Raw genomic sequence first — 22,268 nt, 5'->3', positions numbered from 1 at the left:
GCACCCGCCCCGACGCCGAGGCCGTGTTCGGCACGAGCGCACCGGACGAGCTGCGGGCACTGTTCCCCGAGCCGCGCTACCTGGTCGTGACCGAGCCCGCCGGCGCCGTGGCGTTCGACGGCGCGGACCGGGTGGGCAGCGAGGCTCTCGATGCACCCGTCGTGGAGACGATCGGCGCGGGCGACGCCTTCGCCGCCGGCTTCCTCGCCGGCGTCCTCACCGGCCTGACGCTGCACGGGAGCCTGGCCCGCGCCCACCGCATCGCGACGCGCGCGATCGCCAGCACGCGCGACCACGTCGACTGAGCAGGCGGCGGCTCAGTCCGCGGGGTGCCCGCGCCGTGGCGGGACCGCGTCGTGCGTGCGCTGCAGGGACACCGCGACGTGCTCGCCCCGGTGCTGCACGATGCGCACGAACAGCACGTCGATGAGCGCGAGCTGCGCGATCCGGCTCGACATGGCGGCCATCCGGAACGGCGATTCCTGGGCCTGGCTGAGGAGCACGACGTCGGCGAGGGCCGCGAGCGGGGAGTCGGCGGCGCTCGTCACGGCCACCGCGAGTGCACCCGTCGCCCGCGCGACCTCCAGAGCGCGGACGGTCTCGGCCGTCTCACCCCCGTGCGAGAAGGCGATCGCCACATCCGCGGAGGATCGCAGCGCGGCCGCGGTCATCGCGAGGTGCGGGTCGGCCGAGTGGCTCACGGAGCAGCCGATCCGGGAGAGCTTGAGCTGCAGGTCCTGGGCCGTCAGCGACGACGCCGCCTGCCCGAACAGGTCGATGTGCCGCGCCACGACCACCGCCCGCGCCACCCGGTCGAGGGCGTCCGCATCCAGAGCCCTGGCCGTCTTCTCGATCGCGTCGATCTCCTGGGCCGCGAGCTTCGCGGCGATCGCGGCCGGGCCGTCGTCGCGGCCGATCGCCGTGGAGTCGAGTCCGAACCGGGCCTGCTGCGCCTGGGCCAGGGTGACCGCCCGCGCGACGGCGACCCTCAGCTCCCGGTAGCCGCTGTAGCCGAGCGACTGCGCGAAGCGGGCGACGGTCGACAGCGAGGTCTGGCAGAGCTGCGCGAGATCGTTGATCGCGAGGTCCACCACGAGGGTGGGGTCTCCGAGGATCCTCTCGGCGACGCGTCCCTCCGCCGCGCTGAGCTTGGGGAGGGAGCGCCGCACCACGGCCAGAACGTCGTCGTCCATGCGCTGATCCCGTCTCAACCGGCGGCGGTCGTCCTCTGTCGCGGCCGGAACCGGCCGAGCAGCGCGTCCCGCGCGGTCTGGGAACCGAGCCGGCTGGCGGCGCCGACCTCGACGGTGGGCAGCGGCAGCGGCTCCTGCACGGGCAGGCCGACGTTCACCACGACCGCACCCGGGTCCCGGAGCGCGGTCCGCTCGATCAGCGCCCGCTGCGCCGGCTCGGCATCCGGTCGATCCACGAGGACGACCGTCGTGCCGGTCGCCGCGGCGACCTCGTCGATCACGGCGTCCTGCTCGGCCACGGGCCGTGCGGCCACGTCGAGCCGCACGCGGATGCCGTCTCCCGCGAGCGCCTCCGCGACGTACGAGGCGGCGCTGTCCACCGCGAGCGTCGAGCGACGTCGCGCATCGATCACCGCCAGGGCCTCCGCAGCCTCGGGGGCATCACCGGCGAGCGACACGGACCGGCGGACGATCTCGGCGGCGTCGAACGCCGCGGCCTCCTCGTCCGAGGTCGCGCTCGTGCGCAGCCGGGTGGCGAGGGCCGACACCCGCGCGGCGGCCTCCTCGACGCGCTCCCGGGAGAGCGAGCCGTCCCGCAGCGCGGCGACGATCCCGTCGCGGGCGGCGAGGAAGTCGCGACGGTCCTGGTCGGGAAGAGCGGCCTCGCCGGGGTTGGTGGGGTTGCCGATGCACAGCAGGTCGGCGCCGGCGGCCAGAGCGAGGGCGGCGCCCCCGCCGAGTCCGACGGTCTCGCGGATCGCGGCCATGTCCAGCGCGTCGGTGATGATGACGCCCTGGAAGCCCCACTCCCGCAGCATGCCGAGCACGCGCGGGTTGAGGGTGGCCGGCTGCGCGCCCCACGCGGGGACGACGATGTGCGCGGTCATGATCGCGTCCACCCCCGCCTCCACGGCGGCGCGGAACGGCTCGAGGTGCACGCGCTCGTACTCGGCCACGTCGAGCGCGATCTCGGGCAGCGCGTGGTGGGAGTCGAGGTGGGTGTCGCCGTGACCAGGGAAGTGCTTGACGCACGCGGCCGCCCCGCCGTCCTGGATGCCGTCGACCGTGGCGACGACATGGCGCGTCACCAGCGCCTCCTCGGACCCGAACGAGCGCACGCCGATGACGGGGTTGCGCGGGTCGGTGTTGACGTCGGCGACCGGACCGAGCACGACGTTCGCACCGACGGCGCGCACGCGGCGGGCGAGTTCCGACCCGGTCCGCTCCGATGCGACGACGTCGTCGAGGGCGCCGAGCTGCGCGGCACCGGGGAGGGTGGAGCCGCTCCTGGACTCCAGGCGCGTGACGCTGCCGCCCTCCTCGTCGACGCCGATCAGGGCGTCCGGGTTCGCGTCCAGGATCTGCGCGCTCAGCGCCGGCAGTCCCTCGCCGACGTTCTGGCCGAAGTACACGACACCGGCCAGGCCGTCGCGCAGCTCCTCCACGAGCCAGGCGGGGGCCGTGGTGCCGAGGAATCCGGGCCAGAGCACGCCGTTCGCGAGGCGCTCGAGCTCGTCGGTCATCCCTTCACCGCCCCCGCGACCATGCCGGCGGAGAGCCGGCGCTGCACGATGACGAAGAAGATCATGACGGGCACGGTGATGATCGTCGAGGCGGCCATGATGCTGCCCCAGTCGTTCGAGTACAGACCGAAGAACGACTTCAGACCGATCGAGACCGTGTACTGGTCGGTCTGCGCGCCGAGGATCGTCATGGCGAAGATGAACTCGTTCCACGCCGTGATGAAGCTGAAGATGCTCGTCGCGACGAGACCGGGCATCACGAGCGGCAGGAGGATCGACCGGAACATCCGCCACCAGCTCGCGCCGTCGATGTAGGCGGCCTCTTCGAGCTCGACCGGGACGGCCGCGACGAAGCCGCGCAGCATCCAGATGCCGAACGCGAGCGACAGCGCCACGTAGACGACCATCAGGCCGATGATGCTGTTGAGCAGACCGAGGCTCTTCACCTGGAGGAACAGCGGGATGACGAGTGCCTCGAGCGGCACCATCTGCACCACGAGGATCATCATCAGCACCGTGGTGCGGAACTTGAAGCGGAAGCGCGCGACGGCGACCGCCGCGAGCAGGCAGACGATGGCGCTGACGAGCACCGTGACGAGGGCCACGATCGCCGAGTTGCGCAGGTACGTGCCGAAGCCGCCCTCCGTGAGCACGAAGGCGAAGTTGTCCCACGTGAACTCCTGCGGCAGGAGCGACTGCCCGCCGCTGGACGCCTTGGCGTCGAAGGCGCTGGAGACCATCCAGTAGACGGGGAACAGCGTGAAGACGAGGACGGCGGCGACGCCGATGCCGAGTCCGATCCGCGACCGGAGCCTGGGGCGGGGGTTCACAGCTCGTCCTCCTTCATGAGGGAGCGGATGTAGACGATCGTGATGCCGATCAGGACGAGGGTCAGCAGCACCGCGAGCGCGGCACCGAATCCGTAGCGGTTCTGACCGAACGACTCCACGTACGACCACACGCCGAGGTTGAGCACCTGACGGTTGCCGCCGCTGCCGCCGGGCATGAGGTACACCTGCGCGAAGACCTTGAAGTCCCAGATCGTCGACAGGATGATGACGACGGAGAAGACGGGCTTCAGCGTCGGGAAGATGATCTTCCAGAAGCGGCGCCATGCGCCGGCCCCGTCGAGCGCCGCCGCCTCGAGCATCTCCTTCGAGACGCCCAGGAGCCCGGCGAGCACGGTGATGGCCACGAACGGGAAGCCGTGGTGGACGACGTTCAGCAGCACGATCGCGTAGAACGACCACTGGTTGGTGAACCAGTTGACCTGACCGTCGATGAGGCCGAGGTCCTGCAGGACGCTGTTGAAGATGCCGCGGTCGGCATCGAAGATGAAGGTCCAGACGTAGGTGCCGGTCACCGCGGGCATCGCCCACGCGACCATGATGCAGCTGGAGACGATGGTGCGCCACACGGTGCCCAGGCGCGCCAGCAGCAGCGCGACGAGGGTTCCGAGTGCGACGGTGGTGAACACCGCGACGGCCGCGAAGCCGACCGTGTTGGGGAGCACCACCGTCCACAGGGTCGGATTGGTGAGCGCCTCGGCGTAGTTGGCCAGCCCGATCCAGTTGCTCTCACCGGTGTTGATCTCGCGCAGACCGTAGTCCTGCAGCGAATAGAGGAACACCTGCACGAGCGGCCAGAGCATAAGCCCCGCGAGGATGATCAGCCCGGGGGCGAGGAGGAGCCAGGGGCGGGCCGTGACGATCGAGAGACCGCGACGCTTCCGGCCGCCGGCCACGGAGGCGGAGGAGGGCTCCGCCTTCGTGGCCGGCAGTGGCGCTTGCACCATCGACATGGAAGGAATGGTTCCTTACTGGTTGAGCAGTTCGGTCATCTCGGCGGCGGCGTCCTTCGTCGCGGTCGCGACGTCCTTCTGCCCGCTGAGGATGGCCTGGATCATGGCGTTGGTGGTCTTCTTCGCCTGCACGGCGCCGAAGTTCGGCGTGACCGGGACGGACGCGCCGCCGTCGACCATCTGCTCGGCGAACGGAGCGACGAGCGGGTCGGTCGAGGCGAGGGCCTCCTCCATCGCGGACTGGACGCCCGGGAAGTAGCCGGTCTCGTCGGACCACTGCTCGGCGAACTCACCGGTGGTCATGAGCTTGACGAACTCCCACGCGAGGTCGGCGTTCTTCGTGGTGTTGAACACCGACAGGTGCGAGCCGCCGAGCACGGACGGAGCGATGCCGCCGTCCTGGCCGGGGATCACGGCCGCGCCGATCTTGCCCTCGAGCTCGGGGTTGGCCTCGATGAGGGCGTTCGGCGTCCAGGAGCCGGAGAGCATCATCGCGACGTTGCCCTGCGTGAAGGCGTCCCGGAGGTCGGTCTCCTTCCACGTGGTCGCGCCGGCCGACGAGAAGCCGTGCTCGGTGGCCAGGCCCGTGTAGAACTCGATGCCGGCCTGCGACTCGGCGCTGTCGAGCTCGCTGGTCCAGGTGTCGCCGTCCTTCGTGGCGATCTCGCCGCCGGCGCCCCAGACCCAGGGGTAGACCTGGAACTCGGCGTCACCCGCGACGGGGAAGGGCAGCATGTCGGGCTTGGCGGCCTTGATGGCCTCACCCGCGGCGACGATGTCGTCCCAGGTCTTCGGAGCCTCGAGACCGAGCTCCTCGAAGACGTCGGTGCGGTAGACGATGGAGCGGACACCCGCGTACCACGGCATGCCGTAGAGCTCGTCCTCGTAGGTGCCGGCGACGGCGAGGCCCTCGACGAGGTCGTCACGCAGGCCGTCTTCGGCGTCGACGTACTCGTCGAGCGGAAGGAGCGCGCCGGCGTCGGCGAACTCCGCGGTCCAGGTGGTGCCGGTCTCAGCGATGTCCGGGGTGGTGCCGCCGGCGATCGAGGTGACGAAGCGGTCGTGGGCGTCGGCCCACTGGATCTCCTCGATGGTGACCTTCGCGCCGGTCTCCTCCTCGAAGGCGTCCGAGACCTTGTCGTAGAAGGCGGTCGCGTCGGGGTTGGTCCCCTTCATGATCCAGACCGTCAGCTCCTGGCCCTCGCCGTTGGTCGAGCCGTTGTCGCCGCTGCCGCCGGCGCAGCCGGCCAGAGCGATCGTGGCAGCGGCGCCGAGCGCCACCGCCGGAAGAATGCGCTTGTGCATGGGGGGATCTCCTCTTTGAAAGTCCAGGTGTGCATCGGGTGCGTACCGGGGATAGGAAAAAGTATTCACGACTAACTAATTCCCTGCAAGTTGCTCCCAGAATCGTCATACCCCCGTAACATCGGGCCTCCGGGGTAGGCTCCCCGCATGCCCCGCCGAGGATCAGACGTCGACCGCCCTCCGCTCCCCCGGCACGCACCGGCGTCGACGCGTGGCCGGACCTCCCGGGTCCTGCGAGGCCTCGGGATCGGGCTCGCCGTCGTCCTCGTCTCCGCCGTGGCGGTCGCGGGATTCCTCGTCTGGGACGTGTTCAACCGCGTGGGGGACGGGGCCGTCACCCTGGAGGGCGCCCCGAAGGTCGACCCGCCCACGGTCGGCGCCTACCCCGACGACAAGGCGTTCAGCCTCCTCATCGTGGGGACGGACGAGTGCGGCCCGAAGGCCACCGCACTCTTCGACGAACGCTGCGCCGAGGCGGACGGACTCAGCCGGAACGACGTGAACCTCCTCGTGCACGTCTCCGCCGCACCCCGGAACGTGACCGTCGTCTCGCTCCCCCGCGACCTCGGCGTCCCCGTACCGGAGTGCACCCGTGAGGACGGCTCCGTCGCATCCGTGATGGAGAAGGCGTCGATGAACTCGCTGTTCGAGCACGCCGGCCTCTCCTGCATCGCGAAGACCGTGAGCGAACTGGGCGACATCCCCATCGAGTTCGCCGCCAAGATCAGCTTCGACGGCGTCATGGCCGTCACCGACGCGATCGGCGGCGTCGAGGTCTGCATCGCCGGGGACGGAATCCGCGATCGCCACACGGGCATCGACTGGCCGGCGGGCCTGCGGACGGTCTCGGGCGTGGAGGCCCTCCAGTTCATCCGCACCCGGCACGGTGTGGGGGACGAGAGCGACCTCGCGCGCATCTCCAACCAGCAGCAGTACATGTCACGGCTGGCCAAGAAGGTGCTCAGCGAAGACACCCTGACCGACATCCCCAAGGTGCTGCGACTGACGAACGCCATCGCCGACAACATCGATCCCAGCGACGAGCTCGCCGACCCGCTGCGCCTGGCCCAGCTCGCACTCGCCCTCAAGGATGTGAACTTCAGCGACTTCGTGTTCGTGCAGTACCCGAACATCGCCGATCCGTTCGACGACGACAAGGTCGTGCCGGACGAGGAGGCCGCGGCCGCGCTGTGGGATGCGGTGCGGGCCGGACAGCCGCTCCAGCTCACCGGCGACGTGACGACGCACCGCGGCGTGAAGCTGGTCACCCCCGCGCCCACGGCGCCGGAGACGCCGGAGACGGAATCCACTCCCGAGGCGAGCGCCACGCCGGACGCGCGCGCGACGCTCCCGCCGGAGGTGTCGGGGCAGACCCTCGAGCAGGAGACCTGCGCAGTGGGCAACCAGCGCTGACCACCGCGGCCGCGGCGTAGGCTCGACGGCATGGGACGGACGCGATCACGGGACGCCGAGCACCCGCAGACCCGCCTCGACCATGGCGGCCTCGCCCGCATCGTCCCCTCGGAGTTCACGAGCGGCTTCGAGCTCGTGGTCGACGACACCCCGCAGTCGCACGTCGATCTCGACGACCCCACGCACCTGCACTTCGAGTACATCGTGCGGATGGGCGCGGTGATCGATCAGCTCCGCCCCGGGCCGCTCACCGCGGTGCACCTCGGCGCCGGGGCCCTCACCATCCCCCGCTACATCGACGCGACCCGCCCCGGGTCACGCCAGCAGGTCATCGAGTTGGAGGCCCCGCTGGTGCAGCTCGTCCGCGAGCACCTCCCCCTGCCGAAGGGAGCGGCCGTCCGGCTGCGCATCGGCGATGCGAGGGAGGGGGTCCGGAAGCTTCCGGCGGCCCTGCACGGCGCCTGCGACCTCGTCGTCTCGGATGTGTACTCGGGCGCGCAGACACCCGCCCACCTCACGAGCGTCGAGTTCTACCGGGAGCTCGCCGCGCTGCTCGCCCCCGGCGGCGTCCTGCTCGTCAACGTCGCCGACGGCCCCGGTCTCGCATTCGCCCGTCGACAGGCCGCGACCATCGCCGAGGTGCTCCCGGAGATCGGGATCCTCGCCGACACCCAGGTGCTCAAGGGCCGCCGCTTCGGCAACCTCGTGGTCGCGGCGTCCGCCGCTCCTCTCCCGACGGAGTGGCTGCCGCGGATGCTCGCCGCGGGTCCGCATCCCGCGAAGATCGCCCAGGGGGACGAGGCTCGCGCCTTCCTCCAGGGCGCCCGGATCGTCACGGACGCCGACGCCGTCGCGTCCCCGCGACCCGATGCCTCGCTGTTCCTGCGCTGATCGGGCGCGCCGCCCCGAGGAGCGCGGAAGCGACAGGCAGACTGGACGGGGACAGGTGCGGGGACGCGCGGAAGGAGAGCAATGAGTTTGATCCGGGGATACGACCGGGAGAGCCTCCGCGAACAGGTCGATCTCGACGAGTGCGCGGCACGCCTGGCCGAGATCGAGGAGCAGCGCAGCCTTCCCGCCCTGCTGGAGCGGGTCTGGCTGCTGAAGGTGCTGGGACGCCTCGACGACGCCCTCGCGCTCGCCGACGAAGCCGTACGGCAGGCCCGGATGGCCGGTACCCGCAAGGACGTGCTCCGCGCCCGTGTGCTGCACGCGACGATCCTGCAGTACCGGGGCGCATACGCCGCCGCCGAGCAGGAGCTGGCGACCTGCGCCGCGGAGGCGGAGGGGCAGCGCTGGCTGTCGATCGCCGCTTTCGCCTATCAGCACCACGGCAAGAACGCCTACGACGCCGAGGACTACGAGACCGCGCGGGAGAGCTTCAAGCAGTCGCTGTTCCTGCGGCGCGAGTCCGGCGCGGAGGACCGGGAGCTGGAGACCGTGCTCCTCGCCATCGAGGCCGTGGAGCGCCGTCGTCCGGCGCAGCTCGTCGCCGGCTGACGTCGTTGCGCCCGAGTGTCCGCGGCATGCCTTAGCCTGAGCGCATGGCGGAACTTGACCGCGTGCGCGTCTGGGGCGAGGCACTGATCCGGTTGCATCTCGACGACAGCTGGTCGTTCGACTTCGACCATGCCAAGCGTCGCGCCGGCCAGTGCGACTACACGCGCAAGCGCATCACCGTGTCGCGGTATCTCGCCGCACGCTTCGAGGACGACGAGATCCACCAGGTGCTCCTGCACGAGGTGGCCCACGCCCTCGCCGGGCACCAGGCCGCCCACGGCCCCGCCTGGAAGCGCGTGGCGCGCGACCTGGGCTACGTCGGCGGCACGACGCACCACGGGGAGACCGCCGTCGAGCTCGCTCCGTGGGTGGGCCGCTGCCCGGCCGGTCATGTCACGTATCGACACCGCCGCCCGAGCCGGGCCACGTCCTGCGCCCGCTGCTCCCGCACGTTCGATGCCCAGCACCTCTTCGCCTGGACGCGTCGCGAGATCACGACCGACGCCCGCCTCGCCGCGCAGGCCCCGCGCTGAGGGCCGAGGGAGCGGGGTCGCCCGCTCAGACCGCTGAACCGCCGGAGCGCGGCTGCTCTTCGGACGCGGAGGCGTCCTCCTCGGCCGGCCCGGCGTCCTCCGCAGCAGGCGCGGCGTCCTCCTCCGCGTCCGAGGGTGCCTGACCGGCGGCCGCGTCGCGATGTGCCGCGGGTTCGGTCGACGGGGTCAGCCCGGACTCCGACTCGGCTGCGGTCTCGTGGTGACGGCGGCGTCGACGAACGAGCGCGGTGAGACCCCGCCAGCCGAGCAGGAACACGCCAAGCACGAGCGTCGCCACGATGACGAAGGGCACCTCCGCGGTGTCTCCGCTGAGCAGACGCAGCAGCATGCCGACGACGACCGTCACCACCCACACCACCGCGCCCCACGGCAGCGACCACGGCCGCCGCGGCCGTGCGGGGAGCAGCAGCGCAGCGGCGTGCCCCAGCAGCAGGGCCACGAGGAACGGCCACGCCGTGAGGAGGAACCCTGCCGGGTCCTCCTGGTGGGAGGCGCGACCGATGGCGGCGAAGACGAGGACGAGGACGGCGTCGACGAGGAGAGCGGGGAGGAACCTCATTCCTCGACCCTACGCGGATCGCGTGCTCACTCGAAGCGCGTGAACCGCCCGTCGCGCAGAACGGGGACGGCGTCCACCGCGTCCAGGACGGCGGCGTCCGCGGTGCTGGTCGGCACCAGTCCGGCGGCCCGGATGCGATCGGTCGCGGAGACCCCGGCCTGCAGCTCGCGTCCGGAGCCCGTCGCCCCGATCAGGTGCTTCAGTGCACGCCGCAGCGCGCGGAAGCCCTCTGCGGCCACGGCGGCGTCCGGGGCCGTGTGGTCGATGCCGAGATCGGTGAGCGCCGCCGCGATCGCTCCGGCCCCGAGCTGGTCCTCCACGGCGACGCGCAGCTCCCCCGCGGCATCGAGCTCGCCGGCCGGGACGAGCGCCACCGAGGTGCGGCCCTGGCGGCGTTCCTGCTCCACCTGCACGGCCCTGGCCACGGCACCGGCGTTGCGGATCGAGCCCAGCAGGACCGTGGCCCCGGTCGGGGCGGCGGCTGCCACCGCCGCCCCGTTCCGCGACCAGTCGAGCGCTCCGGCCAGCTCGACCTCCGCTCCCGCGGCCACCGCATCGGCGACCGTCGAGGAGAACCGGAGGACGTCGATCACCACGACGACGTCGGCCGGGGCGAGGCGGGCGAGCCCGGACATCCCCCAGTCGAGTCGGACCTGATACGGGGACTGATCGAACGGCGACGGCATCCGTCCAGCCTAGAGCCGTCAGTCCGCCGCGAGTGCCTCGACCGGAGCCACCCTGGTCGCCAGCCGGGTCGGCGTCGCGGCGGCCACGAGCGTGAGCAGCGCGGTCGCGGCGACGATGATCACCACGGGAAGCCACGGCACCTGCGGGGCGATCAGACCGGCGGGCGTGAACTCCGGCAGGACCGGAACGGAGCCGAGCAGCGACTGGGCAGCGATCCACCCGTAGAGCACCCCGAGCACGAGACCGGTGAGGGTCGCCGCCACCGTGATGTGCGTCGCCTCCAGCAACACCATGCGGCGCACCTGGCGGTTGGACAGACCGATCGAGCGCAGCAGTCCGAGCTCGCGGCGCCGCTGCACGACGCCGATGGTGAGGAGGTTGACGAGGCCGACGGCCGCGATCACGGCCGACACCGCGACGAGCACCATCATGATGGCCGCGAAGGCGTCGTACGGCGCGAAGAACTCCGCCGGGATCTCCTCCGTGGTCTGGCTGGTCATCAGGCGCTTCGACGACTCCAGCGCCACCGCGAACATGGTCACCAGGGTCACGCCCATCACGACGCCGATGGCCATCCGCGACGACCGCTCCGGGTAGCGCAGGGCGTTCTCGGCCGCGAGGCGTGCGGTCGCGCTCGAACCGAACAGGCGCCCCACGAGCCGGAGCACCGGCGGCATGAACAGCACGGACCCCAGGGCGAGCCCGGTGAAGGAGAGGATGCCGCCGAAGAATGCGACCACGACACCGAGCGGTGTGACGAGTCCGAGGACGACGCCGCCCGCGAGCAGAGCCGCGCCGGAGATCAGCAGCACCCAGGCCCCGACATGGCGACCCTTGCGCCCGGAGACCTCGTCACGGGTGCGCTCGACGGCGCCGCCCAGAGCCTGCAGCGGCGTCACCGCGAGTACGCGACGCGACCCCACCCAGGCGGCCGCCCAGGTGGTGAGCGCGACACCGACCGCCGGAAGGGCGAGAGCGGGCTGGGCGAGCGAGAAGGACGACGGCGAGGTGGCGACGAGCTGTCCGCCGAGCTGGACGGCTGCCGCGGAGAGGAGGAGCCCGGCGAGCAGGCCGAGGCCCGCGCCGAGGAGCCCGACGACGAGCCCCTGCCGGCCGACCTGCGCCCGCTGCGAGCGCGCGGTCGCCCCGATGAGACGCATGAGCGCGATCTGCCGGGTGCGCCCCGCGATGATCGTCGAGAAGGTGTTCGCCGTGACGATCGCGGCCACGTACATCGCGACGGCGGTGAGCAGCACCGACAGGATCGCGACGACGACCGCGAGCGTGCCGCTGTCGCCGATGAACGGATCGGCCTGGAGCACGGCGCCGATGTAGGCCGTGATCTCGACGAGGAAGACGCCGAACGCGGACGAGAGCGCGGCGACGAGGACGCTCGCGCCCATGCCGCGGTCGCGGAGCCACGCCAGCCGGGGTCCGGTCGTCCGCGTCTCCGGGACGACCGTGGCGAGCGCGGTCATGCCGACACCTCCGCGGCGAGCATGTAGGCCGAGATCTGCTCCGCGGTCTGCCGCGGGTGATCCGCCACGATCCGGCCGTCGCCGAGGTAGAGCACCCGGTCGGCGTGGCTCGCCGCGATCGCGTCATGCGTGACCATCGCGATGGACTGGCCGTGCTCCCGACTGGCGGCCGCGAGCAGGCGCAGCACCTCCCGTCCGGTCTGGGAGTCGAGGTTGCCGGTGGGCTCGTCCGCGAACACGAGGTCGGGGGCGGTGGCGAGGGCTCTGGCGATCGCGACCCGCTGCTGCTGCCCGCCCGAGAGCTGGTGCGGCCGGTGCCCGAGGCGCTTGCCGAGGCCGAGCGTCTCGATGAGCCCGTCGATCCGTGCCCGCTCGATGGCGCTGGGGCGGCGGCCGTCCAGCTCGAACGGCAGCAGGATGTTGCCGAGGGCGTCGAGCGTGGGGACGAGGTTGAACGCCTGGAAGATGAACCCGACCCGGCGGCGGCGCAGGATGGTCAGGTCGAGGTCGCCGAGACCCGTGATCTCGGTGTCGCCGATCCACGCCCGCCCCTCCGTCGGGCTGTCGAGGCCGGCCATGATGTGCATGAGGGTGGACTTGCCCGAGCCGGACGGACCCATGATGGCGGTGAACTGTCCGCGGCGGATGCCGACGCTCACGTCGTCGAGCGCGCGGACGGTGCCCTCGCCCGAGCCGTAGGTCTTCTTCAGGTGCTGGACGCGGGCGGCGAGCCCGAGGTCGGTGGTCGTGATCTCCATGTCCACGACGCTATTTCCGCGCCCCCGCTCGTCGCGTCGCCCGCCCGGAGCATCCCGCTACATCGGGAGGATGATCCCGCGTCCTCCCGACCCACCCCCTTGCGTTCCTCCCACCCCTCTACGGACCGCCGCAAGGGGCCGGGTCGAACGGAAGGGGGTGGGTCGGCGTCAGGCGAGGCCGTGCTCGAAAGCGAACACGACGAGCTGCACGCGGTCGCGGAGGGCGAGCTTCGTGAGGATGCGGCTGATGTGGGTCTTCACCGTGGCCTCGCTGAGGAACTCCCGCGCGGCGATCTCGGCGTTCGAGAGCCCCCGGGCGGCGAGCGCGAAGATCTCCCGCTCCCGCTCCGTCAGCTCGGCGTACTGCGGCGGCACGGGCTTCGGAGCCTCCGCGAAGTGCTCGAACAGCTCCCGGGTCGCCGAGGCCGCGATCACGCTCGACCCCGCGTGCACGGTCCGGATCGCGGCGAGCAGGAACTCCGGATCGGCGTCCTTGAGGAGGAAGCCGCTCGCCCCCTGCCGGATCGCCCGCGCCGCCGCCTCGTCGAGGTCGAACGTCGTGAGCATGACGATGCGCGGGGGTTCCGGGCGGGACAGGATCTCCGCGGTCGCGGTCAGCCCGTCCATCACCGGCATCCGGATGTCCATGAGCACCACGTCCGGCCGGGTCGCGGCGACCACGTCGAGAGCCTCGCGCCCGTTGCCCGCCTCCCCCACGACCTCGAGGTCCGGCTGGGAGGCCACGAGCATGCGGATCCCCGCCCGGAACAGCGCCTGGTCGTCCACCAGCACGACTCTGATCACTGCGGGGCTCCGATCGGAAGGCTGCTCTGGACGACGAACTGCGCACCACGGCGCTCGGCTTGCAGACTACCGCCCACGAGCTGGGCCCGCTCGCGCATGCCGATGAGCCCGTGTCCCCCGGGGGTCCCCGGCGTCGACTCCGGCGAGACGGTGTTGCGGACCTCGATGTCGACGCGATCGGGCAGCCACGCGAGATGCACGTCCACCGCGCCGTCGCCGTGGCGGATCGCGTTCGTCAGCGCCTCCTGGAGGATCCGGTAGACGGCGAGCTGGATGGCCCCCGGCGGCTCCCCCGGCGGCATCGGGTCGACCGTGACCCGCGGCTCGATGCCGGCCTGGCGCACCTGGGCGAACAGCGTCTCGAGATCGGCGAGGGTCGGCTGCGGACCGTCGCCCTGCCGATGACGGAGCTGGGTGAGGAGCATCCGCACGTCGCTCAGTGCTCCGCGGGCGGTCTGCGCGATCGTGCCGAGGGCCTCCGTCGCGATCTCCGGCTTCACGGCCGCGGCATAGCGGGCACCGTCGGCCTGGGCGATGACGACCGCGAGCGAGTGGGCCACGACGTCATGCATGTCCCGCGCGATGCGCACCCGTTCCTGCTCCTCGGCGGCCAGGGCCTCGGCCTGCAGCTGCGCCGAACGCGTGCGCCGGTTGCGCAGCACGACCCGCCAGAGGAGGCCGCACACCCACGCGAACCCCAGCGCCATGATGGAGGCCGCGACGAGCAGGGTGCCTCCGGTCACGAGCTCCCAGCCGCTGCCGGAGCCGAACATGACGCCCCCGATGACGACCATGTACAGCGAGGCGACGATGCCGCCGACGATCACCGACCCGAAACCCCACCAGAGCACGCGACGCGATCCCCACGCGGAGGTCGCGTACAGCACGAGGAGGATCGCGAAGTCGGTCGGCAGCGGCCCGAATCCGGCGAGCATCTGCACGATGGCTCCGGCCCAGGCCGCGGCGAGCGCGAGGCCGGGGGCCAGACGTCCGATCGCGACACCGCCGAACAGGAACACCGACGACGAGATCAGACCGATGACGTTGACCGCGGAGGACCCGGCCACGTCCGGCTGGGGCGCATAGAACACGACACCGAGCGGCGTGAGGAGCGCGAACAGCAGCACCGCCCCGACGATGTCGAGGACGAGGCCGGTACGGGACAGCGGACGGATCACTCCCCCACGCTACGCGAGCAACTCGGGCGCGGCATCCGTCGCGGGATGTATCCGTCAGGCGCGGGCGAGGATCTCCCCGTGCGGCACGAGGAACCAGCCGTCGCCGTCGTCGGCCCAGCGCTTCCAGGCGTCGCTGATCTCCTGCAGGTCGGCCGCCGATGCCATCCCCTCGTCCACGAGCTGCCGGGCGAGCGCCGACTCCAGGATGCGGTCGGCCCACATCCCGCCCCACCAGGCGCGCTCGGACGGCGTCGCATAGCACCAGGTCGACGCGGTCGCCGTGACGTCTTCGAAGCCCGCGGCGCGTGCCCAGGCCAGGAGGCGGCGGCCGGCATCCGGCTCTCCGCCGTTCGCCCGGGCGGCGGCGCGGTACAGCGCGAGCCACCGGTCGAGCTCCGGGAGCACCGGGAACCACAGGAAGCCCGCGTAGTCGGCGTCGCGGGCGGCGATGAGTCCCCCGGGCTTCGCGACCCGGCGCATCTCCCGCAGTGCCTGCACCGGATCGGCGACGTGCTGCAGCACCTGGTGCGCGTGCACGACGTCGAAGGAGTCGTCGGCGAAGCTCAGCGCGTGCACGTCCTCGACGGAGAAGGCGATGTTCGTGACGCCTCGCGCGGCGGCGAGGTCGCGGGAGAGGGACAGCGCGGCGTCGTCGATCTCGGTCGCCGTGACGTGCGCGACCACTCCCGCGAAGTCCACCGTGATCGATCCGGGTCCCGCTCCCACGTCGAGGAGCCGGGTCTCTGCCGTGAGGTGCGGTCGAAGGTAGGCCGCCGAGTTCGCGATGTCCCGCACACTGTGCGAGCGGAGGACGGATTCGTGGTGTCCATGCGTGTACGAGGCCATGCGCTCAGTCTGGCACTCCCGCCGACCCACCCCTTTCCGTGTGTCCCGGCCCCTTCCGGACGCCCGCAAAGGGCCGGGTCTGCGCGAAAGGGGTGGGTCGACGGGCTAGAGCGAGGCGACCATGCGGCGGATCGCCTCGCGGTCGGGCTTGCCGGAGGAGAGGGCGGCGAGTTCGTCCACGAGGATCAGGCGGGACGGACGCGCGTGGACGCCGATCTCGCCGGCCACCGCCTCCCTGGCCTGGGCGAGCTGCTCGGACTCGCTGCGCCGCAGGGCCTCGCCGCGCGCCGCGACGATGACCGAGGCCTCCCCCCAGCGCTCATCGTCGACAGCCACGACCACGGCCTGATGCAGCCCGGGCACAGCGCGGACGATGCGCTCCACCCGGTCGAGCGAGATGTTGATGCCGCCCGACACGATCACGTTGTCCGCGCGACCGTGCACGCGCACCACGCCGTCCTCGAGGAGCCCGAGGTCGCCCGTCCGGTACCAGCGGATTCCGTGCTCGTCCCGCGCGAAGGTGCGCGCGGTCAGCGCCGGGTCGCCCAGATAGCCCTCCGCGAGCATGGGGCCGGCGATCCGCAGCTCGCCGTCGACCGCCCGGACGTTCACGGTGTCGAGCGGGACGCCGTCGTACACGCAGCCGCCGCTGGTCTCCGTCGAGCCGTAGGTGCGGACGAGACGCACCCCGAGGTCAGCCGCCCGCTCCCGCAGCGGCTCCGGGAGCGCCTGGCCCCCGACGAGGATGGCCTCATACGCCTGCAGCGCCGCGAGCACTCCCGGCTCGGCACTCGCGTCGAGCAGCGTCGCGATCTGCGCCGGGACGAGGGAGGTGTACAGGGCGGGGAGGACGCCCGCGGTCGTGGCGTGCCGCATGCTCCGCGTGGCCTCGGCGAACGCCCGCGGTGTGAACCGTCCCTCGATCCGGGTCGGCTCCGTGCCCGCGAGGATCGAGCGCACCATCACCTGCAGCCCCGCGACGTAGCCGGCCGGCAGGGCGAGCAGCCAGCGACCGCTGCCGATCCGGGCGCAGGTGGCCTCCGCACTCGCCCGCAGTGCCTCGCCGCTCAGCGCCACCCGCTTCGGGACGCCGCTGGATCCGGAGGTCGCGATCACTGCGGCGATGCCGTCGTCCACCTCCGCCGGAGCGTCGGCGAGCATGCCGAAGCCGAGAGCCGGTCCCTCGTCGAGAGCTCGGAGCAGCGCCTCCCGCAGGAGCACGGTGTCTTCCGCGTCGGTCGGGATGAGGGCGGTCACGATCGTCTCTCCGGCTCAGTAGTGCCAGGGGAAGGACGACCAGTCGGGGGCGCGCTTCTCGAGGAACGAATCCCGCCCCTCCACCGCCTCGTCCGTGCCGTAGGCGAGACGGGTGGCCTCGCCCGCGAACACCTGCTGCCCCACGAGCCCGTCGTCGACGGCGTTGAAGGCGAACTTGAGCATCCGGATCGCCGTCGGCGACTTCGTCAGCACGGTGCGCGCCATCTTCAGCGCCTCACGCTCGAGTTCGGCGTGCGGCACCACGCGGTTCACGGCTCCCGCCTCGTAGGCCCGCTGCGCCGAGTACTCCTCGGCGAGGAAGAACACCTCCCGCGCGAACTTCTGTCCTGTCTGCCGGGCCATGTAGGCGGAGCCGTACCCGGCATCGAAGCTGCCGACGTCGGCGTCCGTCTGCTTGAAGCGCGCGTGCTCGGCCGACGCGATGGTCAGATCGCACACCACGTGCAGCGAGTGCCCGCCACCCGCCGCCCATCCCGGGACCACGGCGATGACGACCTTCGGCATGAACCGGATGAGCCGCTGCACCTCGAGGATGTGCAGCCGCCCGACAGCCGCCGCGGCCCCTTCCCCCTGGGTTGCTGAGCCTTTCCCCTGGGTTGCTGAGCCTGTCGAAGCATATTGGTACCCGTCCCGGCCGCGGATGCGCTGATCCCCTCCGGAGCAGAACGCCCACCCGCCGTCCTTCGGGCTCGGTCCGTTGCCGGTCAACAGCACCGCCCCGATCCGCGCGTCCTGTCGCGCGATGTCGAGCGCCCGGTAGAGCTCGTCGACCGTGTGCGGGCGGAAGGCGTTGCGCACCTCGGGCCGGTGGAAGGCGATGCGGGCGACCCCGCCGTCGCGGCTCACGTGCGCCGTGATGTCGGTGTAGTGCTCGGCGCCGGGCGCCAGCTCCCACTCGGCGGGATCGAACAGGTCGGAGACGAAGGCATCGGTCACGGTCTTCAGCCTATTCCCCGGGCACGCGCCGTCTTCATCCACCCGTCGACGATGTCCCAGGCCGGGAAGGCCACGAGGCCGATGCCGGTGATCACCGTGAGCACGCGCATCGTGCCGGCATCCACCCCGTTGTCCGTGAACACGAACTCCAGGAAGGCCGGGTTGAGGAGCTCGCCCTGCAGGAGCAGGGTGAGGGCCCACACCGCGAAGGCGACGGCGAGGACGGTGTTCACGACGGCGGCGGCGACGGTCCACCGCCGACGCGCGTACACGGCGACGGCCAGGACGGCCTCCGCGATCATGAGCGCGAGGAGGATGCCGATGCCCACCGGCCAGAGCGCGGGCGCCAGGATCGGGATGGAGTCGCCGCCCGTCGGGAAGAATCCGAGCGTCGCGTCCCACACGATCGCGCCGATGCCGGCGAGGAGGAACACGAGCGAGGCGATCACGTCGGCGCGGGCGGCCCCGTGCTCCGTCGGCTCCGGAAGCTGATCCACGTTCCATCGCACGCCGGTGTCCGCGCCGGTGCGCTCCAGCACGACGAAGACGAGCGTGACCCAGAAGCACAGGTGCACGATCACCGACAGCGTGACCGAGACGACCGCGCCGATGACCTCACCGGGTCCGCCGCCGTTGATCAGCTGCCCGATCGCGACGCCCACCGCGGCGAACGGCGGCACGATGAACAGGAGCAGCTTCAGCAGCCGCCACCAGGTGAGGTAGTACCGAGGGCCGATGAGGTGCAGCGGGCGGTCGGCGTATCCGGCGGCGAGGATGCCCGGGTCACCGAGGTCGGTGAGGACGGCGCGCTCCGCCTCCTCCTGGCTCTCGCCCTGTTCCCGCCGCGCGTCGACGGCATCGGCGATGGCGGCTTCGAGTTCGGCGCGGACCTCGCTCTGCGCCTCCGGCGCGAGGCTGCGGATCGTGGCGCTGATGTAGCGCTCGGTGAGGGTGCTCGCGGTCATGTCAGTTCTCCTCGGGGGTGAGGGAGGCGATCGCGGTGGTGAGCGCGCGCCATTCGTCGGTGAGGGTGTCGGCCAGCCGGGTCCCGGCCTCCGAGGTGCGGTAGAACTTGCGGGGCCGGGCCTCGTCGGTGTTCCACTCGCTCGTCAGGTACTCCTGCTTCTCCAGACGGCGGAGCAGCGGATAGAGCGTGTTCGCGTCGGTGGCGAACCCGCGGCTCTCGAGTTGCTCGAGCAGCGCGTACCCGTACTCCGGCGTGCGCAGCAGCTGCAGGCAGGCGAGCACCACGGTGCCGCGGCGCAGTTCCTGCAGATGCGTGTCGAGCGTCTCGTTCATGTCGATCACAGTAGTGTGCGTCACACACCATTGTCAACGACACATATCGCGCGACACGTCTTTCACCCGCCCCGAGCGCCCGCGTGCACTGGTCCTGTTGCGCGACCGGGGTAGTCGACGAGCTTCAGCGCTGCCTCTCGATTCAGCGGACGGTCATGCGGCGGATCTCGGCGGCGTAGGCGTCGAGCACGCCGAAGATGCCGCGGTGCTGCCAGACGCGGTTTCGGCTCTTTCCCGAGGTCTCGGTCAGGACTCCTCGCTCCGTCAGCGCGTCGAGCGCGCGCAGCGCCGCCATCTCTCCGAGACCGAGCTCCGCCATGAGGTACTTCGTGTTCACGGCGGGCTGGCCGACGAGGTAGGGGAGCACCTTCCACGCCGCGGCATCCGCACGGATGCCCTTCATCTCCTGACGCGACTCGTCGAGCTGCTCCACCAGGCCATCGACCAGCCAGGTGCCCGTCTTCGCAGCGATGCGGCTGGCCATCGCGAACTCGCGGACGATCGGGCCGGCGTCGCCGTCGCGGAACGCTCCGAGGGCTGCGAAGTAGCGCTCGGTATCCACGAGAAGTCCCGCGGAGATCGGCACCGCGGTGGACCCGACGAGCTTCTTGTTGCGCAGGATCGACTGCGCCAGGGCGCGCCCGGTGCGACCGTTGCCGTCGACGAACGGATGGATGGTCTCGAACTGGGCGTGTGCGACGGCCACCTGCACCAGAACCGACACGTCTTCACGGTCGATGAAGGAGACCAGATCCGCGATCGCACCGGGGATGCGGTCATGGTGTGGAGCGACGAACGTCGCGAAGCGGGGGCCGGCGTTCCCGGTCCCGATCCAGACCTGCTCCTGGCGGTAGCGGCCGGCTTCGTGCTCGAGACCGCGCTGATGCGTGAGCAGCGCGCGATGCATGGCGAGGATGGAGTCCTCGTTGATGTCGTCAGCCATCTGGAGCGCGGCTTCCATGGCGCGGACGTTGCCGATGACTGTCAGCGCGTTCGCCTTGTCGCCCTCTTCGATCTCGGCCAGGGCGAGCTGCTTCGCCGAGGTCGTCAGCTGCTCGATCTGCGAGCTCGAGGCCGACTCTGTGCGAAGCAGTATCGCCGTCATCGGGCCGAGAGCGGGGTGGTCCGTACCGAGCTTCTTCTGCGCGTGCTGATCGAACTCGACCAGTTGACGGGTGGCATCCTCGACGTCGGCCGAGTCTTCACCGGATAGCAGGGGATGCCACTGAGCGATCGGCGCCGTGACGGTGGCGTCGTACCGACCCGTCTGGCGCGACACCTCGGCGCGGGAGAACATCTCAGGGGCGCGCGGCACCCACTCGAAGGGCTCGTGCGAGACGGGTTCAATCACAATGGGTGCAGGGGCAGCTTCTGTTGCCATTCACCAAGCTTACCAACGCTTACTGCACTATCTGTTGGTTGCGCGACGTCGAACCATCGGGACGAAACCCGCGTGCGGCATCATCACGGTGGTCGTGGCGCACAATGGGGTCATGATCCCCGCCGTCACGGAGCTCCTCGATTCCGCCCGCGTCGTTGCCCTGCCGATGCAGACCCGCTTCCGCGGCGTCGACACCCGGGAGGCCCTGCTGTTCGAGGGGCCGGAGGGCTGGGCGGAGTTCTCGCCGTTCGTCGAGTACGACGATGCCGAGGCCGCGACCTGGCTGGCCGCCGCGATCGACTACGCCTACGCGCCGCAGCCCGCGCCGCTGCGGGAGCGGGTCGGCGTCAACGCCACCGTGCCCGCCGTCGACGCCGCCCGCGTGCCCGAGGTCCTCGCGCGGTTCTCGGGGTGCCGGACCGCGAAGGTCAAGGTCGCCGAGCCGGGACAGGTGCTGGCGGACGACGTCGCCCGGGTCCAGGCCGTCCGCGAGGCGCTCGGACCGGAGGGTCGCATCCGGATCGACGCGAACGGTCTCTGGAACGTCGACGAGGCCGAGCACGCCGTGCACGCCCTCGCCGCCTTCGACCTGGAGTACGTCGAGCAGCCCTGCGCGTCGGTGCCCGAGCTCGTCGAGCTGCGCGGGCGCATCGCCTACATGGGCATCCCGGTCGCGGCGGACGAGAGCATCCGGAAGTCCGGCGACCCCCTCGCCGTCGCACGCGCGGGCGCGGCGGACATCGTCGTCATCAAGGCCCAGCCGCTGGGCGGCCTCACCCACGCCCTGCAGATCGTCACCGCGGCCGGCCTCCCGGCGGTCGTCTCCAGCGCCCTGGACACCGCGATCGGCCTGTCGCAGGGGGCCGCGCTGGCCGCCGCGCTCCCCACCCTCGACTACGACTGCGGTCTGGGCACGGCCTCCCTGTTCCAGGACGACGTCGCCGACCTCCGCCCCGTGGACGGAGAGATCCCGGTGGGGCGCCTGTCCCCCGACCCGGCAGCGCTCACCCGTCTCGCCGCCGCGGACGAGCGTCGGGAGTGGTGGCTGGCCCGACTGGCCCGCTGCCACCACGAGCTGCTCGCAGCCCGCAGCGCCTAGGACTCGACGAGGAGTTCCACGAGCCGCCCGAGCTCCTCGCCGCCGGAGTGCCGCAGGGCCGCGTCGTCACGACCGGCCATGGCACCGCGGACCGTCATGCCCTCCCAGAGGATCATGAGCATGCGCGCCGCATCGGTCGCGGGCAGCCGGAGACGCAGCGTGCCCGCCGCCTCCACGATGTCCTCCACGATGCGCGCGATGCTCGCCACCATCTCGCGCTCCTGGGTGAGGTAGGCCTCGCCGAACTGCGGGTCGCGCAGGGCGCGGATCCGGATCTCGCTCATCAGCATCACGCCCAGGCGGTCGTCGCTGCCGAGCTCCATGATCTGCTGGACGAGATCCTTCGGGTCGCAGTCATCGGCGAGCTCGCCGTCCGCCCGCATCTGCTCCACGCGAGTCCGCACGGCTGCCACCCTCGCGTCGGCGACCCCGGCCGCGAGGGTCAGGAACAGCTCGTCCTTCGAGTCGAAGTTCGAGTAGAACGCCCCGCGCGTGAACCCGGCGCGCTCGCAGACCGCCTCGACCGAGGCCCCGTCCAGGCCGACCTCGGCGAACACCTGCGCGGCGGCCTCGAGCAGCCGCGCCTTCGTGTTCTCCCGGCTGCGGGTGGCGGTTGTCGACATCGGAACCTCCTGGCCTTCCCTCTCGATGATTCACACCCGGTGCACAGACTCCG

The 22,268-nt window shown here is 71.4% G+C and carries 24 protein-coding genes; 6 read left to right on the top strand and 18 right to left on the bottom strand.

The genetic code is table 11. The features are described 5' to 3' along the window. A partial coding sequence (locus tag AUV07_RS09905) for a PfkB family carbohydrate kinase (protein WP_231868236.1) occupies positions 1 to 305 on the top strand: 305 nt, incomplete at its 5' end. Positions 306 to 317: 12 nt separating this feature from the next. Here the strand turns inward: AUV07_RS09905 and AUV07_RS09900 are convergent. From AUV07_RS09900 to AUV07_RS09880, 5 genes are read right to left on the bottom strand one after another with little or no spacing between them, the layout of a single operon-like run. Beyond that, positions 318 to 1,193, bottom strand: a complete 876-nt coding sequence (locus AUV07_RS09900; RefSeq protein WP_062635737.1) for a MurR/RpiR family transcriptional regulator — start codon at positions 1,191 to 1,193, stop codon at positions 318 to 320. Between the two features lie 14 nt (positions 1,194 to 1,207). Further along, a complete protein-coding gene (locus AUV07_RS09895; RefSeq protein ID WP_062635735.1) occupies positions 1,208 to 2,716 on the bottom strand; it encodes a glycoside hydrolase family 3 protein in 1,509 nt (502 codons plus the stop codon). Continuing rightward, entirely contained in the window at positions 2,713 to 3,546 is an 834-nt protein-coding gene (locus AUV07_RS09890; RefSeq protein WP_025104419.1) for a carbohydrate ABC transporter permease, read from the bottom strand. Before AUV07_RS09890 ends, AUV07_RS09895 begins: the two co-directional genes overlap by 4 nt. Further along, positions 3,543 to 4,517, bottom strand: coding sequence for a carbohydrate ABC transporter permease (locus AUV07_RS09885; protein ID WP_025104420.1), 975 nt, complete (start codon positions 4,515 to 4,517; stop codon positions 3,543 to 3,545). The genes AUV07_RS09890 and AUV07_RS09885 overlap by 4 nt, the downstream gene beginning before the upstream one ends. A gap of 15 nt (positions 4,518 to 4,532) precedes the next feature. Continuing rightward, positions 4,533 to 5,822: a sugar ABC transporter substrate-binding protein gene (locus tag AUV07_RS09880; protein ID WP_025104421.1), complete on the bottom strand. Its 1,290-nt coding sequence runs from the start codon at positions 5,820 to 5,822 to the stop codon at positions 4,533 to 4,535. A 147-nt stretch (positions 5,823 to 5,969) separates the two neighbouring features. On the opposite strand from AUV07_RS09880, the gene AUV07_RS09875 reads away from it, so the two are divergent. The 4 genes from AUV07_RS09875 (at position 5,970) to AUV07_RS09860 (ending at position 9,268) form a co-directional block, all read left to right on the top strand. Next, the gene (locus tag AUV07_RS09875; RefSeq protein WP_062635733.1) at positions 5,970 to 7,235 is read left to right on the top strand and encodes an LCP family protein; all 1,266 of its coding nucleotides are present in this window, start codon (positions 5,970 to 5,972) and stop codon (positions 7,233 to 7,235) included. A 30-nt stretch (positions 7,236 to 7,265) separates the two neighbouring features. After that, entirely contained in the window at positions 7,266 to 8,126 is an 861-nt protein-coding gene (locus AUV07_RS09870) for a spermidine synthase (RefSeq protein ID WP_062635731.1), read from the top strand. An 81-nt stretch (positions 8,127 to 8,207) separates the two neighbouring features. Then, positions 8,208 to 8,735, top strand: coding sequence for a hypothetical protein (locus tag AUV07_RS09865; RefSeq protein ID WP_025104424.1), 528 nt, complete (start codon positions 8,208 to 8,210; stop codon positions 8,733 to 8,735). A gap of 44 nt (positions 8,736 to 8,779) precedes the next feature. Further along, positions 8,780 to 9,268 carry a SprT-like domain-containing protein gene (locus AUV07_RS09860; protein ID WP_062635729.1) on the top strand — a complete coding sequence of 163 codons (489 nt, stop codon included), beginning with the start codon at positions 8,780 to 8,782 and terminating at the stop codon, positions 9,266 to 9,268. A 25-nt stretch (positions 9,269 to 9,293) separates the two neighbouring features. On the opposite strand, the gene AUV07_RS18180 is transcribed toward AUV07_RS09860, so the two are convergent. The 12 genes from AUV07_RS18180 to AUV07_RS09800 form a co-directional block, all read right to left on the bottom strand. Next, positions 9,294 to 9,848, bottom strand: a complete 555-nt coding sequence (locus tag AUV07_RS18180) for a DUF3054 domain-containing protein (RefSeq protein ID WP_082802908.1) — start codon at positions 9,846 to 9,848, stop codon at positions 9,294 to 9,296. A gap of 26 nt (positions 9,849 to 9,874) precedes the next feature. After that, positions 9,875 to 10,534, bottom strand: a complete 660-nt coding sequence (locus AUV07_RS09850; protein WP_062635727.1) for a 2-phosphosulfolactate phosphatase — start codon at positions 10,532 to 10,534, stop codon at positions 9,875 to 9,877. A gap of 18 nt (positions 10,535 to 10,552) precedes the next feature. Further along, the gene (locus AUV07_RS09845) at positions 10,553 to 12,013 is read right to left on the bottom strand and encodes an ABC transporter permease (RefSeq protein ID WP_060922341.1); all 1,461 of its coding nucleotides are present in this window, start codon (positions 12,011 to 12,013) and stop codon (positions 10,553 to 10,555) included. Beyond that, entirely contained in the window at positions 12,010 to 12,771 is a 762-nt protein-coding gene (locus tag AUV07_RS09840; RefSeq protein WP_025104429.1) for an ABC transporter ATP-binding protein, read from the bottom strand. Before AUV07_RS09840 ends, AUV07_RS09845 begins: the two co-directional genes overlap by 4 nt. Before the next feature lie 168 nt (positions 12,772 to 12,939). Continuing rightward, positions 12,940 to 13,575: a response regulator gene (locus AUV07_RS09835; RefSeq protein WP_025104430.1), complete on the bottom strand. Its 636-nt coding sequence runs from the start codon at positions 13,573 to 13,575 to the stop codon at positions 12,940 to 12,942. Further along, positions 13,572 to 14,753, bottom strand: coding sequence for a sensor histidine kinase (locus tag AUV07_RS09830; protein WP_062635725.1), 1,182 nt, complete (start codon positions 14,751 to 14,753; stop codon positions 13,572 to 13,574). The genes AUV07_RS09835 and AUV07_RS09830 overlap by 4 nt, the downstream gene beginning before the upstream one ends. Positions 14,754 to 14,807: 54 nt before the next feature. Then, positions 14,808 to 15,599 carry a class I SAM-dependent methyltransferase gene (locus AUV07_RS09825; protein ID WP_062635723.1) on the bottom strand — a complete coding sequence of 264 codons (792 nt, stop codon included), beginning with the start codon at positions 15,597 to 15,599 and terminating at the stop codon, positions 14,808 to 14,810. 105 nt (positions 15,600 to 15,704) lie between these two features. After that, complete coding sequence (locus AUV07_RS09820) at positions 15,705 to 16,856, bottom strand: AMP-binding protein (RefSeq protein WP_062635721.1); 1,152 nt, start codon at positions 16,854 to 16,856, stop codon at positions 15,705 to 15,707. 15 nt (positions 16,857 to 16,871) lie between these two features. Continuing rightward, positions 16,872 to 17,813, bottom strand: a complete 942-nt coding sequence (locus AUV07_RS09815) for a 1,4-dihydroxy-2-naphthoyl-CoA synthase (protein WP_062635719.1) — start codon at positions 17,811 to 17,813, stop codon at positions 16,872 to 16,874. 5 nt (positions 17,814 to 17,818) lie between these two features. Continuing rightward, positions 17,819 to 18,778, bottom strand: coding sequence for a permease prefix domain 1-containing protein (locus tag AUV07_RS09810; RefSeq protein WP_062635717.1), 960 nt, complete (start codon positions 18,776 to 18,778; stop codon positions 17,819 to 17,821). 1 nt (position 18,779) lies between these two features. Beyond that, positions 18,780 to 19,112 carry a PadR family transcriptional regulator gene (locus tag AUV07_RS09805; protein WP_029989612.1) on the bottom strand — a complete coding sequence of 111 codons (333 nt, stop codon included), beginning with the start codon at positions 19,110 to 19,112 and terminating at the stop codon, positions 18,780 to 18,782. 142 nt (positions 19,113 to 19,254) lie between these two features. Continuing rightward, the gene (locus tag AUV07_RS09800; protein WP_082802907.1) at positions 19,255 to 20,493 is read right to left on the bottom strand and encodes a Fic family protein; all 1,239 of its coding nucleotides are present in this window, start codon (positions 20,491 to 20,493) and stop codon (positions 19,255 to 19,257) included. A gap of 112 nt (positions 20,494 to 20,605) precedes the next feature. Between AUV07_RS09800 and AUV07_RS09795 the strand changes: the two genes are divergently transcribed. Beyond that, complete coding sequence (locus AUV07_RS09795) at positions 20,606 to 21,592, top strand: o-succinylbenzoate synthase (RefSeq protein ID WP_062636066.1); 987 nt, start codon at positions 20,606 to 20,608, stop codon at positions 21,590 to 21,592. On the opposite strand, the gene AUV07_RS09790 is transcribed toward AUV07_RS09795, so the two are convergent. After that, a complete protein-coding gene (locus AUV07_RS09790; protein ID WP_062635712.1) occupies positions 21,589 to 22,215 on the bottom strand; it encodes a TetR/AcrR family transcriptional regulator in 627 nt (208 codons plus the stop codon). The genes AUV07_RS09795 and AUV07_RS09790 overlap by 4 nt on opposite strands. Positions 22,216 to 22,268: the final 53 nt, after the last annotated feature.

The organism is Microbacterium sp. CH1, assembly GCF_001595495.1.
GTDB lineage: Bacteria > Actinomycetota > Actinomycetes > Actinomycetales > Microbacteriaceae > Microbacterium.
The sequence above is the reverse complement of the archived record's forward strand: the minus strand, read 5'-3'. Positions and strand labels throughout refer to the sequence as shown.